Origin of the sequence: Muricoccus roseus (assembly GCF_900141905.1) — a bacterium.
In the GTDB taxonomy this organism is placed as follows: domain Bacteria; phylum Pseudomonadota; class Alphaproteobacteria; order Acetobacterales; family Acetobacteraceae; genus Roseomonas; species Roseomonas rosea.
Genome location: NZ_FQZF01000025.1, coordinates 42,783 through 59,851, shown reverse-complemented (window position 1 = coordinate 59,851; position 17,069 = coordinate 42,783). Strand labels below are relative to the sequence as shown.

General features: G+C 71.5%; 11 protein-coding genes. 5 read left to right on the top strand and 6 right to left on the bottom strand.

Annotation, left to right across the window (positions count from 1 at the left end):
* Window positions 1–199 precede the first annotated feature (199 nt).
* Window positions 200–2,497 carry a glycosyltransferase gene (locus BUB97_RS25550; RefSeq protein WP_086062343.1) on the bottom strand — a complete coding sequence of 766 codons (2,298 nt, stop codon included), beginning with the start codon at window positions 2,495–2,497 and terminating at the stop codon, window positions 200–202.
* Window positions 2,494–3,534: a glycosyltransferase gene (locus BUB97_RS18680; protein ID WP_073137560.1), complete on the bottom strand. Its 1,041-nt coding sequence runs from the start codon at window positions 3,532–3,534 to the stop codon at window positions 2,494–2,496. The genes BUB97_RS25550 and BUB97_RS18680 overlap by 4 nt, the downstream gene beginning before the upstream one ends.
* Window positions 3,535–3,647: 113 nt before the next feature.
* Here BUB97_RS18680 and BUB97_RS18675 point away from each other — a divergent pair, with 113 nt between their 5' ends.
* Both BUB97_RS18675 and BUB97_RS18670 read left to right on the top strand, forming a co-directional pair.
* On the top strand, window positions 3,648–4,628 hold the full coding sequence (locus BUB97_RS18675; RefSeq protein WP_073137558.1) for a glycosyltransferase family 2 protein: 981 nt from the start codon (window positions 3,648–3,650) through the stop codon (window positions 4,626–4,628).
* A 66-nt stretch (window positions 4,629–4,694) separates the two neighbouring features.
* Window positions 4,695–5,606 carry a glycosyltransferase family 2 protein gene (locus BUB97_RS18670; RefSeq protein WP_073137556.1) on the top strand — a complete coding sequence of 304 codons (912 nt, stop codon included), beginning with the start codon at window positions 4,695–4,697 and terminating at the stop codon, window positions 5,604–5,606.
* A 17-nt stretch (window positions 5,607–5,623) separates the two neighbouring features.
* Here the strand turns inward: BUB97_RS18670 and BUB97_RS18665 are convergent, their stop codons facing one another.
* The 4 genes from BUB97_RS18665 to BUB97_RS18650 all read right to left on the bottom strand — a co-directional run bounded on the left by BUB97_RS18665 (window position 5,624) and on the right by BUB97_RS18650 (window position 10,076).
* Window positions 5,624–6,751, bottom strand: coding sequence for a glycosyltransferase (locus BUB97_RS18665; RefSeq protein ID WP_073137554.1), 1,128 nt, complete (start codon window positions 6,749–6,751; stop codon window positions 5,624–5,626).
* Window positions 6,748–7,908, bottom strand: coding sequence for a glycosyltransferase family 4 protein (locus BUB97_RS18660; RefSeq protein WP_073137552.1), 1,161 nt, complete (start codon window positions 7,906–7,908; stop codon window positions 6,748–6,750). Before BUB97_RS18660 ends, BUB97_RS18665 begins: the two co-directional genes overlap by 4 nt.
* Window positions 7,905–9,110 carry a GNAT family N-acetyltransferase gene (locus BUB97_RS18655; protein ID WP_073137551.1) on the bottom strand — a complete coding sequence of 402 codons (1,206 nt, stop codon included), beginning with the start codon at window positions 9,108–9,110 and terminating at the stop codon, window positions 7,905–7,907. Before BUB97_RS18655 ends, BUB97_RS18660 begins: the two co-directional genes overlap by 4 nt.
* 168 nt (window positions 9,111–9,278) lie before the next feature.
* The gene (locus BUB97_RS18650) at window positions 9,279–10,076 is read right to left on the bottom strand and encodes a YdcF family protein (protein WP_086062341.1); all 798 of its coding nucleotides are present in this window, start codon (window positions 10,074–10,076) and stop codon (window positions 9,279–9,281) included.
* 135 nt (window positions 10,077–10,211) lie between these two features.
* Here BUB97_RS18650 and BUB97_RS18645 point away from each other — a divergent pair, with 135 nt between their 5' ends.
* The 3 genes from BUB97_RS18645 (at window position 10,212) to BUB97_RS18635 (ending at window position 17,063) form a co-directional block, all read left to right on the top strand.
* Entirely contained in the window at window positions 10,212–11,282 is a 1,071-nt protein-coding gene (locus BUB97_RS18645) for a GNAT family N-acetyltransferase (RefSeq protein WP_139281389.1), read from the top strand.
* 316 nt (window positions 11,283–11,598) lie between these two features.
* Window positions 11,599–16,293 carry a beta strand repeat-containing protein gene (locus BUB97_RS26325; protein WP_073137547.1) on the top strand — a complete coding sequence of 1,565 codons (4,695 nt, stop codon included), beginning with the start codon at window positions 11,599–11,601 and terminating at the stop codon, window positions 16,291–16,293.
* 194 nt (window positions 16,294–16,487) lie between these two features.
* On the top strand, window positions 16,488–17,063 hold the full coding sequence (locus BUB97_RS18635) for a PEP-CTERM sorting domain-containing protein (RefSeq protein ID WP_073137545.1): 576 nt from the start codon (window positions 16,488–16,490) through the stop codon (window positions 17,061–17,063).
* Window positions 17,064–17,069: the final 6 nt, after the last annotated feature.

The window sequence follows — 17,069 nt, the reverse complement described above, 5'->3', positions numbered from 1 at the left end:
GACGCCGTCACTTCGAGACTCTATTGATGGACACGCGCACGACGGAAAGTGACCGACGGCACTGTCCAGGATCTGGCCCGGCGCTGATCCGGTCTCGGAACTCGCGATCCTGCGCCGTCCGGTTGCCTGCCTGCTACCACAGGTTGTGCATTCGCGGCGCTGATGGCGGAGGGAAGCGGCCACGCCAGTCGGTCCCCTCTCATGCGGGCACGCGCTCCATCGCCGCGGGCATTGCTGCGGTGCTTCCGAGAATGGCCGCTCGAATCCCGGCCGGCGTCGAGAACGCGCCGCCCATTTCGGAGCGAAAGAAGGCGAGATATCCGTCGATACGGCTGAGCAGGGCCCGCACATCCTCGGCGGAGCGCGTATAGGCCGTGTTGCCGGGCTGAAAGGTCGGGCTATGCAGGCTGAGGGTGAAGACCCGGACCCCATCCGCATGCAATTGCCGCGTCAGCGCCTTCATCGCCGCGAGGTCGTTGCCTTCGGGCGAGAGGCGAATGGGGTAGAGCAGGTTGGCGCGGGCGGAGAGGCGGTCCAGCTGAAGTGCGCGGCCCACGGGGCTGGCGACGAGCGGGCGGAGCCTGGCGGCCTCCTGGCGGAGTCCGCCCAGCCATCCCGCCGTCGTTGGCAGCGATAGCAATCCGCCCTCCCGGCCGAACCATCCGGGATGAGCGCTGAAGGCCGAGAAATCCGGCCCCCCCATGCCGGAGAAGTCGTAAGCCGGGCAGATCGAGAGGTCGATCTCGAAACGCATCTCCTGCAGCGCGGCGATGGTGCTGGGGCCGAGCCCGTAGCGGCCCGACTTGAAGAGGCGGGGCCGGTGGCCGAGCAGTGCCTCCACGCGATCGGTCAGGGCCTCGAGTTTCCTGCGCTCGAGGGCCGGCCCGAGATTGCCCGAGAAGGAGTGCCAGTCGTCACGCAGCTCCACCTCGGGCGGCGTGCTCCAGCCATGCAGATGGACGCCAAGCTCGCAGCCCTCCGCGGCGAGGCTGCGGATGATGGCAACGCTCGGCTCCTGCGTGGCCACGGGGTAATCGAGCACCAACGCCGGCCTCACGCCATGCGAGCGGAAGAGGTCGAAGCCGCTGAGGAGACCCGTGATGGAGGAGACGCGGCCGGTATCCGTGGCCGTGCCCTTGTCCCAGTCGAAGTCGGCTTCGGTGTCGATGACCACCTGCAGCAAGGGCCGCTGACTCGTCGGCAGGCGGAACTCGCGCAGCCCGATGCTGGCCGGTGCGCCACGCACGTCGCCGGCGCTGCGGAGGCTGAACTCCGGGAAGGCGGATGATGGCTCGGGCAGGCGACTCTTCTCCTCACGGTACAGCTGGGAGTAGGCCGCTGCGACCTTCTGCAACTCTAGGTTGCGTTCTGCGAACCGGCGCCCCGCCAGACCGAAACCTGCAGCCATGGCGGGGTCTTGCTGCAGCGCTTTCAACGCTGCCGCGAAGTCCCTGGCGCTCTGAGCGAGGAAGCCGCTGCGCCCATGGTCAACGATGTAGTCCGAGAGGCCGGGTAAGAAGCGCGTGACGATCGGAAGGTTGCAGGCCATGGCTTCAAGAAACACATTTGGGAAGCCCTCGGCGGTCGAGGCGAATGCAAATGCATCGGCGGCGCGGTAGTACTCCGTCGGGTCGTCGCGGAACCCGGCGAGGGTGACGCGGCTGCCCAGGCGGGACGCGGCGGCGCGGATCTCCTCTGCGTAGTCCTCCTCCAGCACGGGGCCGAGCACGATGAGCCGGGCCCGGGGATCGTCCATCTGGGCCATCACCTCCACGAGGAAGGCGACGTTCTTGCGGCGGGAGACCGAGCCGACATTCAGCACGATGAAGTCGTCTGGCTCGAGGCCGAGAAGGCGGCGAGCGGCGAGGCGCTCCGCTGCGCTGACCGGCGGCCGGTCCAGGCGGACGCCCTGCGGGATGAAGCGCAGGCGGCGCGCCGCCGTGCTCTGCCGCGCGAGGCGCATGAGCTGCGGGCTGATGACCACGAAAGTGCCGATGGAGCGCATCAGCAGCGCCGCGAGGCGGCGGTAGGAAGGACGGTAGTCCGAGAGCAGCTCGGTCGGGCTGTCGTTCAGCGTGCAGGAGAAGAGGACGCGCCGGCCAAGCAGGCGCGCGAACAGCGTGGAGAGGAAGAGGCGATCCACGTGCGAATGCAGGTGGATCACGTCGTAGCGGTGCAGATGGCGCGCGAGCCAGCCGAGCAGCGCCGGAATGCTCGCCCGGCCCATGGCATTGGCGAGATAGTGGACCGGCACGCCCTCATGCTCGACGGTCGCGGCGTCGTGGTCCGGCTTCGTCTCATAGACAAGGATCTCGCCCGCCACCGCGAGGCGTGCCATCTCGGGGATGAGGCGGGTGTAGTAGATCCCGTCGCCCGTATAATCCGGATGGAAGCGGCGATAGAGATGCAGGACGCGCAGAGGCCTGCTTCCGTCCCGCCACGGAACGTCATGCGCCTGAACGTCATGTGCCGGATGGGCGGAAGAAGACTCGGTCATGCGCCCATCAGCCCCTCGAAATCGCGCGCCGCGTCATCCCAGCTCCGGCCCGCTTGCAGGCGAAGCGCATTGCGGTGCATCGCCGCCCAGGCGGCGTCATCGGTCAGCAGGCGGATCGCATGCTCCGCGAAACCCGCTTCGTCCCGGGCGAGATGGCCCGTGAGGCCGTCGCGCACCCGCTCCGGCGTGCTCCCGATCGCCTGCACCACGCAAGGAACCCCGAGCGCCTGCGCCTCCGCGAGGGCGAGGCAGAAGGTCTCCTCCTCATGGCCCCGGTAGAGCATGGCGCGCGCCTGCGCGACCTGCCGGGCCAGCGCCTGGCGGGTGAGGGGGCGCTGCGGGCGCACGCCATGGGCGCCGAGCGAAGCGGCCTTGGCCAGCACGCTGTTCATCAGGTCGAGCCCGCTGCCCGGGCGCATCTGATAGACCTGCGGCCCGCTGAACAGCAGCAATTCGGCGGCGGGCACATGCGGGCGGATGCGCTCGCACCAGACGCGCAGCAGCCAGTCCAGGTCGCGCGCGGGGTTGGAGGTGAAGACGGCGCGCGGCGGCGGCGGCTCGGGGCGCGGCGGCTGGTGGCGGAACCGTTCGGCCAGGCCGAGCGGGATGGTGACGATGCGCCGCTGCATCCAGTCCGGGCAGGTGGCGCGATGATACTCGCCCAGCACGACGATATCCGCCGGAAGCGCCGCCAGCTTGGCGCGGAACGGCCAGGACGCCGCCTTCCAGCCCGGATTATGGAGCCAGAGCGCCCGCCGGCGGGCGAGGGGAACCCCCAGCAGCAAGGCGTGATCCCGGTTGGCCACGTAGAGATCCGCGCGCCAGGGCAGGCCCTGGCCGATCGGAATCCATTCGACGCCGCGGTGCGTCACGGGCTCGGCGCAACGGTTGTAGACCCGGACCCGGTGCCCCCGTGCCGCCAGCGCCTCGGCAAGGGCGATGAGGGAGCTCTCCACCCCGCCCATCGGCTGCTCCTCCGCGCTGCGGCCATCGAAGGCGAGGCCGAGATTGGCGAAGACGACGGAGCGTGCGCTCATCTGTGCATGTCCCGGAAGGGAGGCGGGCGTGACGCGAAGGAAGGCCTCGCCACGCCGGCCGGTTCTTGTAGGATCGTCGGTAGGAACGCGCGTCGCGCAGAAGGAGGGCCGTGGTGATCGAGGTTGTCATCCCGGCCTATAACGCCGGCCCCTTCCTGCGGGAGACGCTGGAAAGCGTGGCGGCCCAGGCCCTGCGCCCCGCGCGCGTGACGGTGGTGGACGATTCCAGCACGGATGACACCGTCGCGGTCGCCGAGGCCTGCGCGGCCGCGCTGCGCGACCGGATCGCGATCCGCATCCTGCGCAACCCGGGACCGCGCGGCCCATCCGCCGCGCGGAATCTGGCGATCCGCGCGGAAGGTCCGGAATTCGTCGCGCTGCTGGATGCGGACGACCTGCTCGCGCCGTCCCACCACGCCCTGCTGCTGGCCGCGATCTCGGCCGCGCCGGATCTCGTGCTGGCCTATGCGGACCACACGGTGTTCGGGCCTTCCGGCACCATCCAGGAGAGCGGGCTGGCCCATAGCGGCGTGGCGAGTCTGGCGGCGGAAACCATCGCACCAGGCGTCTTCACCCTCGGCGAGGGCAGCTTCCGCGCGCTGCTGCGGACCGGCATCTTCGGCACCTCCGCCTGCCTGTTCCGGCGGAGCGCCGCCCTGGCGGCCGGCCTGTTCGACGAGGCGATGATGCATGGCGAGGACACGGACCTGTTCCTCCGCATGTCGCTCGCGGGCCGCTTCGCCTTCCGGCGGGAGGTGGTGGCGCACAAGCGCGTGCACGGTTCCAATCTCACGCATGAGCGCAACGCGCTCATGTTCTGCCGCGGCACGGTCCGTTCGCTGACTCGCCTGGCGGCGGAGGACAGGGCGGGACGCGCCGCGCTCTCCGCGCCGCAGCGCGCCGCCTTGCTGGAGGCCATCCCGCCCGCCCTGCGCGGCCATCTCTATGCCGCCTCCCGCGCGGGGCTGGGGGCCTATCGCGACGCGGCGGGAATGGCGGCACGGGCCGGGCATGCCCGCCTCGCCGCCGCGCCACGCCATCTCCTGCGGCTCGCGAAGCATTCCCTGCTGCACGCGGCGCGACGAGGTCATTGACCGCGCGCGGCGCCTCCAACAGAGTCGGGCCGGGCCGCGCAGCATGCGGCGCCGGGAGGCCGTCCCATGCCGGTTCCATCCGTTTCCGTCGCCGTCTTCGCCTATAACGAGGAGGCGTCCATCGCATCCGCCCTCGACGCCTTCGGCGCCATGGCGGGCGAGGCGGCGCTGACCGTCCATGTGCTGATCAATGGCTGCACGGACCGGACGGCGGAGGTGGTGCGCGCCTACCGCCCGCAGGGATTCACCCTGCACCCCGTTGAGATCCGGCGCGGTGACAAGGCCAATGCCTGGAACACCTATGTGCAGGAGGTGGCGCCGCTCGCGGCTGAGGCGCATGTCTTCACCGATGGCGACATGCTGGCCGCGCCCGGCTCGGTCGCCGGCTTCCTGGAGCGCTTCGCGGCCGAGCCGGAGGCGAATGGATGCGCGGCCCTGCCCGTCTCCGGCCGCTCCCGCGATGCGTTCCGCGAGAAGCTGGTCGCGCGGCGGGAGATGGCGGGCAACCTCTACGCGCTGCGGGGCCGCACGGTGGAGGCGTTCCGCCGCAAGGGGCTGCGCCTTCCCTTCGGCATGTTCGGCGAGGACGGGCTGGTGACCACCCTCGTGAAATACGACCTCGACACGCGCGGCACGCGCCGTGACGAGCGCGTGACCGCGACGGAGAAGGGCGGCTTCGCCTACCCGCCGCTCTCGCCCTTCTCGCCGCGCGACTGGCGCATCTACCGCAACCGCCGCATGCGCTACGCCGTGCGGCGCCAGCAGGCCAACATGCTCTACCCGCTCCTGTTCGAGCAGGGGGTGGAGGCCATGCCCGCGCATGTCGTGGATCTTTACAGGGCCCGCCACGCCTCGATGGAGCTGCGCTGGAACGGCCTCGACACCTGGTTCGACCGCATCGCCTGCCAGCGCATCCGCCGCGACATCGACGCCGACGACGCCGTGAAGCGCGAGGAGCGCGCCCACCTCTACAGCTAGGGGCGCGCGGGGCCGGCTCATCCGTCGATCAGCCGGGCATAGGTGTCGAACATGCGGATCTCGTCGTATTCCGCCTCCGCCTTCGCGCGGTTGGCGGCGCCCAGTGCCGCGCGCAGCGGCCCATCCTCCACCATGCGCCGCAACGCCGCCGCGAGGGCCGAGGCATCGGGCGGGGTGACGAGCGCCCGGTTCTCGGCGGACAGCATGAGGCGGACATCGCCGACATCGGTGGAGACGACGGGTAGCCCGCTCGCCATGGCCTCCAGCACGGAGAAGGGCATCTGCTCCGTATCGGAGGAGAGGGCGAAGCCATCCAGAGCGCGATAGGCCGCGGCGGGGTCGCGCAGATGGCCGGTGAAGCGGACCCGGTCTTGAATCTCCAGCGAGGCCGCAAGTTCCTCAAGGTCCTGCCGCTCCGGCCCCTCGCCGATCACCGCCAGGCGCATCGCCACGCCCTGCCGCCGCAGCAGCGCCACCGCCTGGAGGAGCCGCCCGATATTCTTCTCCCGCCGCAGCGCCGCCACCGTGCCGATCAGCGGCCCCCGGCCGGGCACCTCGATCGCCGCCGCGGGCCCGTCCCTGCGGAAGCGGCGGAGGTCCAGCCCGTTGGGCACCAGGTGCAGCCGCCGCTCCGGCAGGCGCCACTGCTCCCGGGCCGAGCGCAGCAGCACGGAGGAGGGAAGGGCGATGCTGCTCCAGCGGAGGGTGAGCGCGCGGAAGATGACGCGCCGGCGCTTCTGCCCCTCGGCCTCGTCCGGCCCGAACCCGTCCTCCGTATGGAGGTGCCGGATGCGGGCCGGTCCGAGATTGGCGATGGCCCATTCCACCGAGCCCCAGTTGCTCGTCACCAGCGCATCCGGCCGCAGCGCCCGGATCACCGCGCGGATCCGGCGCAGGCGCAGGGGCAGGGGTTCGCCCGGCGCGGTGCGGAAGGTGATCCGCTCGAAGGGCACGCCGGCGGCCAGCCGCTCCGCGCAGCCGAACTGGCCGTCCAGCGAGACGATGGCATGGCGCCAGCGCGCGCCCTGGCGGTTGGCCAGGGCCGCGAAGCGAACCTGCGCCCCACCCACGGCAAAGGTCGGGAAGACGCTGAGCACCAGCGGCTGGCGCGGCGGCGCCGCGACGGCGATGAAGGGCGCGTTCATGGGCGAGCCCCGCGGCGGGCGGCCTCCTCCCGCGCAATGGCGGCGACGCGGCGCGCATTGCCGCTCCAGGTCAGGTCGCGCCGCTCCACCTCCGCGCGGGCGGCGGTGCCGAGGCTCTCGCGAAGCGCCGGATCGGCGGCCAGCCGCTCCACGGCGCCCCAGAGCGCACCCGGCCTTTCCGGGTCGAAGAGCAGGGCGGTGCGCTCATGCGCCAGCACCTCGCGCAGGTTCGGCTGGTCCGGCGCCACGATGGCCCGCCCGGCGGCCATGTATTCGAAGATCTTCAGCGGCGAGGCATAGGGCACCGCCGCCGGCTGCAGCGCGATGTCGAAGCCGCCGATCAGCCGCGGCACCTCCTCGCGCGGGGCGAGGCCGGTGAAGCGGACCCGGTCCGCGATGCCCAGCTCCGCCGCCAGCGCTTCCAGCCCCGCCCGCGCCGGCCCCTGGCCCGCGATCAGGAGCGAAAGCGGCGGGCCACCCTGCCGCGCGGCGAAGGCCCGCAGCACCGCGTCCAGCCCGTGCCAGTCCCGCACGAAGCCGACGAAGCCGAGCACCAGCGGGCGCCCTTCCCCGGCGGTCCGCGCCGGGGATGCCGCGGCGGGGTAGTCCCGCAGGTCGATGCCATTGGGCACGACGGCGATGCGCGGCTCGGGCACGCCCGCCGCGGCCACATGGCTCGCCAGCACCTCCGTCACCGGCAGCACGCGGTCCGCGCGGCGCCAGACAAAGCTTTCGGCCCAGCGCGCCAGGCGGCGCAGGCGCAGGCTTCCGAAGCGGCTCCGCTCCTCGGCCAGGGGCGCGTTCACCTCCAGCAGCAGCGGCACGCCCCGGCGGCGGGCAACGAGGGCGCCGGAAAGGTGGAAGAGGTTGTAGCGCTCGTAGATCGCATCCGGCGCGAACTCCGCGGCGGCCCGCGCCAGGCGGCGCGTCGCGGGAACGCCATAGGCCAGCTCCGCCAGCTCCGCGGCCGGGCCGGGAAGCAGCCGCCTCAGCCCGGAGAGGACGCGGCTGCCCCCGCCCAGCCCAGCGCGGTCGTAGGAAGGCGGGCCGACGACCCGCACCTCGTGCCCCTCCTCGCGCAGGGCGGCGACGAGGGAGTCGAGATGCACGCCCTGGCCGTCGCGGGACTGGATGCGGTGGGAGTAGAGAATCCTCATGCCGGCGCCGCGCCGCGCCCGGCATTGCGGCGCAGCCTCCCCGCGAGATGCCGCCCGACCGCGAGCAGGCCCGCCGGATGCCGCGGATCGACGAGCAGCATACCGATGCGCTGGCGCCGCCGCCTGACCCAGAGCGCCTTGTAGGGATCGTCGCCGCGGCCGAAATCGAGGTGCCGCACCTCGTCCTCCTCGATGAGATGGGCGATCATCAGGGCGGTGAGCACGGTGCCGGGCGAGGTAGCCCGCTCCGCCTCGTCATGCGCCAGCTTCATCAGCGTGGCCCCGCCGCCCGAGACGATCCAATATTGCGCCGCCGCGGCCGTGCCATCGGCCAGGCGCAGCACGCCCAGCCGCAACCGGCCCGCCCGGGCCGCGGCCCGCATCAGCGCGCCGTCGAAGGCAGGAAAGGGCTCGTCCGGCTTCCAGCTGCGCGCGCGGACGGATTCGTAGGCGGCGATCCCCTCCTCCAGGGCCGGCCCCGGTTCCTGAAGCAGCTCGAAGCCCATGGAGCGGAGCGCGCGCAGCATCTTGCGCAACACGGTGGCGCGCAGCGACGGGGCGCGGCTGGCAAGATATCCGTCCCAGTCCTGCCCGGGCGGGAGCGCCTCGGTCCAGTTGCCGAAATGGTCATGCGGCAGCGCCATGATCCCGGCGGCCCGGATGCCGTCGAGAAGGGGCGCGAGGCCCGGGGCCTCGGCATCCAGCGCGTCCAGCAGCACGGGCGGGCGGTGGCGCAGCGCTTCCCCGAAGGCAAGGCCGGCGGATTGCAGCGCCGGAGGCACGGCCCCGGGCGCCGGCAGGGGGCGCCAGACGATGGTGTAGGGCGTGGTGAGCGCACGGGACCGGCCACCGAGCCTGAGCAAGGGCCAGAGCGCGGCATCGCCGGGCGCCAGGGGAAGCGGCTCCGCGCCCGCCGGCAGCGCGTGCCGCAGGACGGTGTCGTACCAGGCGCGCGAGGCGAAGAAGTCGTCCTCCGGCCGGGCGAGGAAGCGGTTGCACCAGCCCGGCAGGCCCGGCCCCGGCGCGGCCCCCTCCGTCCCCGTGCCGCGGCGCAGGGTGATGGAGAAGCCCGGCCCGAGGCGCGGCAGCGGCGGGATGGCCAGCTCCGGGTCGGGCAGGCCGGCGGGCTGAGGGATGGGGCCCAGCGGCCCTGGCCGCGGGGCGGATCCGGAAGGACGGTCCGTCCAGGCATGGGGGGTCATGGCGGAGTGCCCCTCTAGGCGCGCAGGGGGGTAGGAAAGGGAGGGCTCTCGGACCTGGCCGAACCTGACTCGTCGCGCATCGTTCCGCCCCTGCTGCCGTCCGGGCCGGCCGCCCGGTTGTCGGAGAGGCTTACAAAAAGCGAGCCATTTTCTAAGTCTCTGTTCTTCCTATTCGTTTGTGGATACACTTTCCCCGGCTGTAAGGCTTTCCGACACTCTCTCTCGGCGTGCATCCCGGAAGGCGTAGACGAGGCGCCCGAGCCACTCGCGGAGGGCGAACCAGCTGCCGGCGAGATGATCCGGCCGCGGCACCCAACTCGATGCGACGGGCGTCGGCGGCGGGCTAACCCGGACAGGCTCGCCCTGCACGGAGAAGCCGAGCCGGTCGAAGGCCTCGCGCGCGCGGGCCATATGCCAGGCATGGGTCACCAGAAGGGCGGAGCCGATCCCGTCGGCGCGCAGCAGGGCGACGCTGCCCTGCGCGTTGCCCCGCGTGTCCGGAGCCAGGGGCTCCACCCAGCGGGCCGTGACGCCGAAATCGGATTCCAGGCTGCGGGCCATGAGGCTGGCGATGGGCGGGGCGCCGGGCGAAAGCGGACCGCCCGTGACCAGCAGCGGCAGCCCGGTGCGGCGATGCAGCGCGGCGCCGGCCCGCAGCCGCTCCAGCGTCATCGGGCCGACCTCGGGGCCCCGCTCGCCCCGGGCGCTCTCCGCGCCGAGGATGACGATGGCCCCGGGCGGCGCCGCGCCGGGCATGGGGCGCGTTCGCGCCTCGCGTTCCAGGGACCAGATGAGCCACCCCTCGGCCATCGGGGTGGCCAGCAGCAGCAATCCGGCCGCGGAGAGCGCGGCGAGCGCGCCTGCCCAGCGACGGCCGGCCCAGGCCAGGACCCCGCCCGCCAGGGCGAGCAGCACCAGCAGCAGGGGCGGCAGCAGCAGCGCGGTGAGCATGGACTGGGCGGACACGGCTTCCCTCGTTCCAATGCTCCGGGCGCATGCTCAGGCCATGTCGGACCGCGCCCGGGAGAAGCGTAACATTCCCCAGGCGGGAAATCCGCACTAGCCTGGACGGGAAGCGGAGATTGCGACCTGAGCAGGCCCGTGCCTCACGCCGCGTCGGCGCGGATCGACGCCGTGCCGGTGACCGATTTCCAGCGGCTCGGCCAGGACTGGCGCGCGCTGGAGGCGGAGGCAGCGCCCACCTTCTTCCGTTCCTGGACCTGGGTCGGCACCCTCGCGGAGGAGCGCTTCCCCGACCCGGTGCTGCTCCGCGCGACGCGGGGCGGGAGGGTGATCGGGCTGGCGCTGTTCAACCGCCGCCGCCGCCGGCTCTTCCTGGGTGAGAGCGGAGATCCGGCGCTGGACGCTCCCTTCGTCGAGCACAACGGCCCGCTGGTCGCGGCGGGGGTGGCGATCCCGCCCGCGGAATGGCTGGCGGCGGCCTGGAGGGTGCGCGGGGCAGGGCGGCTGGTGCTGAGCGGCGTCGAGCGGGAGTTGGCCGACCGGGCCGGCGTCGCGCTGCGGCGGCAGGTGCGGCTGGCGCCCTATGTCGATCTGGAGGCGCTGCGGGGTGGGGGCGGGGATTACCTCGCCACGCTCAGCGCCAATGCGCGCCAGCAGATCCGCCGCTCCATGCGGGCCTATGCCGCCGCGGGGCCACTGCGGATTCAGCGCGCGGAGACCGAGGCGGAGGCGCTGGACTGGTTCGAGGCGCTGATGGCGCTGCATCAGGCGGACTGGCAGGCGCGTGGCCGGCCCGGCGCCTTCGCCCATCCCTTCATGCAACGGTTCCACCGGGCGCTGATCCCCGTGGCGCAGGCGCGGGGGGAGCTGGACCTGCTGCGCGTGATCGCAGGAGAGCGGGTCGTCGGTTTCCTTTACAACCTGCGGGCCGGCGGCGTGGTGCATGCCTATCAGAGCGGGCTCGACCGCGCCGGCGCCATGGCGCATGGCAAGCCAGGCCTAACCTGTCACAGCCTGGCGATTCTACGGGCCCTCGCCGCGGGCGACGCGGTCTACGACCTGATGGCGGGGTCGCAGCGCTACAAGACGAGCCTGGCCCGGCAGGAGGCCCGCCTCGTCTGGGTCACGGCTCTGCCAGCCGATTCCCTTACAGGACGCGCTCTCTCAATTTGGCGGTGCATCAGCCCGGGCAAAACCGTCCCGGAATGAGAGACGGGCTCCGGCGATGAAGCCGGTGCATTCAACCCAGCGGTGCATTTCTGTGGCCCAGCGGTCTCACTAGGCCGCCCCGGCCGCTCATTGCGGCCTTGCTCACTTTTCCGCGAGCGCTATCCGAGGTTATTTCCACTCGGCACCGGCAGTTACGGCGAAGTATCCCTCGGCGATTACGCATCATCGCCAGGAAGTGCTGAATACAAGGGCATCAACAACAACGCCGGATGTTCGAATCGTAGAGGAATTGAGCATGACCCAGGCCAGCACTTCTTTGTCTGATCTTGCCCCCGGAGCCATCCTTGGCTTCAATTTGCAGAATGCCGGGAAGGCGGAACTCGCCGGCGGCGTCACGACGCTCGGCCAGGTGTTCCAGGCGGGGCATGTGCCGGCCGGCACCTCCCTCGTGGCCTGGATCGGCGGCGCCGCCGTGCCGGTGCAGATGGATGTGAAGACCACCCATCCCGACGGTTCCGTGAAGATGGCGGTGCTCTCGCTGGAGCGCCCTGACCTGGCGGCGGGGGAGAGCGTCACCGTCTCGCTCGCCAAGACGACCGCCCCGGCCGCCGCGCCCGCGCTGGATCTCGGCAAGGCGCTGGACGGGCATAGCTTCACGGTCGACCTCACCATGGCCGGCGGCACGACGCGGCATGTGGACGTCATCGACGCGCTGCGCGACGCGCTCGCCCAGGGCGATGCCTCGGTCTGGCAGAACGGCCCGCTGGCCGCCCAGGCCCGGGTGGAGATCGCGCTCGAGGGTTCGCAGCGCCTGGTCTTCGACGTCACCGCCTATAAGGACGGCGGCTTCTCGGTGGATGCCGGCTTCAACAACGACGTCGCGATGGGCACCGCCGGCGGCCGCGCCCAGTATGGCGTCGTCGTCCGCATGGATGGCGAGGAGGTCGCGCGGGAGACGGTCAGCCAGGGGCAGTACCAGAACTGGCACCGCGGCTTCTCGAGCGGCACCGATGGCGGGCAGGGGCTGGGTAGCCCCGCCGAGGGCTGGCTGAACGTCCAGCATGATGTCGCCTACCTGCAGGAGACCGGCGCGGTCGCGCGCTACGACCTGAGTGTCGGCGTGGACGCGGGGCTGCTGTCCTCCTGGGAGAAGGCGCAGGCCGCGTCGGGCTGGAACGAGCCGCTCTCGGCCAATGGCGTGACCCAGTACATGCCGATGACCGGCGGGCGCAGCGACCTCGGCATGACGACCGCCGCCAACACTGCCTGGCTGATGACCGGCGATGCGCGCGCCGCCGGCTACGCGATGGGCCAGGCCGAGGCGGCCGGCGCCGTGCCCTGGAACTTCTACGACGAGGCCAACGGCACCTGGCTGAACACCGACAACTACGCCAAGCTCTGGACCGACGTGCGCGGCGGCAACGGGAAGGCCGGCGTCGGCACCTCCACCGGCCTCACGCAGCAGGTTCCCACCGATACGGGCTGGGCGCCCGACCGCGCGCACCAGCCCGAGCTGTCCTTCGTGCCCTATGTTCTGACGGGCGAGCGCTGGATCCTCGACAATCTCCAGGCCCAGGCCTCCTTCAACGTCATGACCACCTGGCCCGCGGTGCGCGGCAATGGCGACGACATCCTGGTGCGCGACAGCCAGATCCGCAGCGCCGCCTGGTCGCTGCGCGAGATCGAGAACGCCGCCTGGGCCGCGCCCGACGGCAGCGCGGAGAAGGCGTATTTCACGAGCGTCTCCGACGCCAACTGGAAGTGGCTCGTCTCTCAGATCCCCGCATGGACGAAGATGCAGGGCGAGGCCCATGGCTGGGTGCCCGGCGTCGCGGGCTCGCTGGGTGACCTTTCGCCCTGGCAGCAGGACTACTTCGCCTCCACCACCATCGCCGCCGCCAGCCGCGGCAATGCCGATGCGCTGACCTTCCTGCAGTGGCAGTCCAACTTCCTCGTCGGCCGCTTCTTCGCGGAGGACAAGGGCTTCGAGATGCGCGACGGCGCGGCCTATATCATCGCCATCCGCGACACGGCGACGAGCGCACCCTATACCAGCTGGGCGAAGATCGCCGCCGAGACGGAGAGGCGCGGCTGGTCGAACGGCGAGGACACCTGGGCGCATAGCCAGGGCGAGTATCCACGCCTCGCCATGGCGACCCTGGCGGGCATCTATCACCTCACCGGCTCCGAGAAGGCGGCGGAAGCCTATCGCGCGATGGCCGAGCAGAGCCCCCCGGGCACCACGCAGGATGTGTACACCAAGTCCCCGAACTATGCCGTGACGCTGCCGGGCGTCTATGGCGGCACCGTGCTCGGCACGGCCGGGAATGACGACAAGGTGCTGGGCAGCGCCACCCAGGACCTCAACGCCGATCTCGGCGCGGGCAAGGACCGGCTGGTGCTCGCCGATGGCGGCAACCGCGGCAAGGTCGCCCAGGTCGAGACCCTGGTCGGCGGCTCGGGCAAGGACTTCATCACCCTCTCGGCGCCCGTCTCCGGCACCACCATCGATCTGCGCGGCGGAGAGGACCAGCTGACCCTGTCCTCGGCCGGGCCGAACAGCCTGACCGTCCTGAACACCGAGATGGTGATCGGCGGCGAGGCCCGGGACGAGGTGGTGCTCGGCGCCGCCACCTCCGGCATGACGCTCCAGCTCGGCGGCGGCAAGGACAAGGTGACGCTGTCCTCCGCCGGCCCGAACAAGGTGACGCTCGCCGGGGTGGAAGCCGTGCAGGGCGGTGCGGCCGCCGACGATGTCGCCTTCACCGCCGCGGCGGAGGCGCTGATCGATCTCGGCGGCGGACAGGACCGCCTGACCCTCTCCTCGGTCGGGCCAAACCGGATCGGCGTGGCGAATGTCGAGACGGTGATCGGCGGCCTGAACGCGGATGACGTGACGATCGGCGCCGCGCCGGACGGCATGGTGGTGGACCTCAGCGGCGGGGCCGACCGGCTGACCCTTTCCGCCGGCGGCAAGGTCACCGTCCTCAACACGGAGACCATCATCGGCGAGGCGGGGGCCGACCGGGTGACCCTCGGCAGCTTCGCCAACGGGCTGGTCGTCGACCTCGGCGCCGGACAGGACGAGCTGACCCTCTTCCAGACCAACATGAACCGCCTCACCGTCTCGAATGTCGAGGTGCTGCGGGGTGGGAATGGCGGGGATACCGTCACCTTCGCCAGCGCGATCCAGGGCGCCAGCGTCGATCTCGGCACGGGCCTGGACCGGCTGACCCTGGCGGAGGGCAGCAACCGCCTGACCCTCACTTCGGTGGAGACGGTGATCGGCGCCGGGGGTGCGGATGATATCACCTTCGGCGGCGTCGCCTCGGGCGGCACGGTCCAGCTCGGCGGCGGGAACGACCGGCTGACGCTCAGCCAGGCCGTGAGCGGGCTGGTGGTCGATATGGGCGAGGGGAAGGACCAGCTCCTGCTCGCCGCCTCCGGCGCCAGCCGCGTGACGGCCTCCAACACGGAGACGGTCTCCGGCGGCAACGGCGCGGAGGACGTGACGCTGACCACCGGCGGCACCGGCATCGCCGTGGATCTCGGCGGCGGAACGGACCGGCTGGTCCTGTCCAACGCCGGCAGCGTCGCCCTGATCTCGAACGTCGAGACCCTTGTCGGCGGGACGGGGCTGGATGACGTGACCCTCGGGGCGGCCATCACGGGCGCCGCGATCGACCTCGGCGCCGGCAACGACCGGCTGACCCTCTCCTCGGCCGGGGTGAATGCGGTCACGCTGCGCAACGTCGAGACGGTCATCGGCGGCTCGAAGGCAGATACCGTGACCCTCGGTCTGGCTGTCTCCAACATCTCGGTCGATCTCGGGGCCGGCACGGACCGGCTGGTGCTGTCCTCCGCGGGTGCCAACCGCGTCACGGTGGACCGTGCCGAGTTCATCACGGGCGGCAGCGGCATGGACACGGTGACGCTCGCCCATGCCGCCACCGGCACCACGGTGGATCTCGGCGGCAATGCGGACCGGCTGCTTCTCGCCAGCGATGGGCCGAATGTCGTGACGGCGACGGATGTGGAAACCATCCTCGGCGGCGCGGCCGCGGACACGGTGACGCTGGGCAAGGCGGTCATGGGCGCCTCGGTGGATCTCGGGGGCGGTGCGGACAAGCTGATCCTGTCCAACGCTGGCCCGAACCGGCTCACCGTCGCCAATACGGAGACGGTGATCGGCGGCTCCGGCACGGACGAGGTGACGCTCGGCGTCGCCGCCGGCGTGACGGTGGACCTCGGCGGCGGGGCCGACCGGCTCACCCTGTTCGGCGGCGCGGCCAACAAGGTGACGGTGCTGAACACCGAGTTCATCCAGGGCGGCTACGCGGCCGACGAGGTGACGCTGGGGCATGCGGTCAAGGGCCTCTTCTTCGACCTCAGCGGCAGCACGGACCGGCTGATCCTCTCCTCCGCCGGCGCCAACACGCTCACCCTCGCGAACACGGAGATCGTGACCGGTGGATCGGCCGCGGATGCCGTGACGTTCTCGACGGTGATCGCGAACGGGGTGGTCGATCTCGGCGGCGGCGTGGACCGGCTCGTGCTCGCCAATGGCGGCATGAACGGCATCACTGCCTCCGGCGTCGAGCATATCCTCGGCGGCACGGGAAGCGACCGGGTGACCGTGACCGGCAACCAGGGCGCTCGCATCGAGGGCGGCGCCGGCACGGACACGCTGACCGGCGGCGGCGGCAACGACACGCTGGTCGGCGGCGCGGGCGGGGACATCCTGAGCGGCGGCGCGGGGGCGGACCACTTCGTCTTCACCGCCGGTACGTCCAGCGCGGGAGCGCCCGACCGCGTCCTGGACTTCGACGCCCAGGGCGACCGCCTCGTCTTCGACGGCATGCTCAAGGGCGGCTTCACCTTCCTCGGCGCCGGCAGCTTCACCGCGCAGCACCATAGCGAGGCGCGCTTCGTCCAGGGCACGCAGCAGCTGCAGGTCGATGCGAATGGCGACGGGCAGGTCGATGTCGCGGTGACGCTCAACGGCGTCTCGCTGCAGGCCCTCTCCGCCAGCGACTTCATCTGGAGCTGACCGGGCGGGCCGGGCGCCATCCGGCGCCCGGCTCGCTTTCCACCCTGTCGCCGGGCCTTACACCCACCGGCCGCAGCGCGCGGAAAAACTTACAGACGCTTGTAATAGAACGCAGAAATAGCTTGGCACATGGCTTGCGCTCAGAGGTCACCGGGGGCCGGCAGACGGCGCCCATCAAGACAGAGGAGAGTGCAATGAATCGTCTGGCAGGTCTGGCGCTGGCGGGCGTCATGGTTGTGGGAGGGGCCGGTCTCGCCTCCGCTGCGCCGATCACCGGATCGCTGCAGATGGCGGGCGCCGTCGGCCTGGAAGATGCGATGGGGAACTCCGCCACGCCGGCGACGGCGGAGGCGCTGGACTTCGGCAATAACGGCGCCGCCCCGGGCAACTTCTTTGTCATCGCGGCCGACGGGCTGTTCGTGGGGCAGGGCGCCTTCGGCGAGATCTACGACTTCGCCTTCAACCCCCTGAACCCGGCGCCGGTCTCGCCGCTCTACACGCTGGGCGGGATCAGCTTCGAGCTGGCGACGATCATGATCGACGTCCAGAACGCGAATGGGCTCGTCCTCTCGGGCACCGGCACGCTGAGCCTCGCGGGCTATGACGACACCGCTGGTGTCTTCAGCTTCAGCACGCAGGACGGGAACACCGGCGGGACCTTCTCCTTCTCCGCCAGCTCGGCGGCGGTGCCGGAGCCGGCTTCGCTCGCGCTGCTCGGCGCGGGGCTGCTCGGAATGGGCTTCCTGCGGCGCGCCCGCAAGGACGCCTGAGCCGCG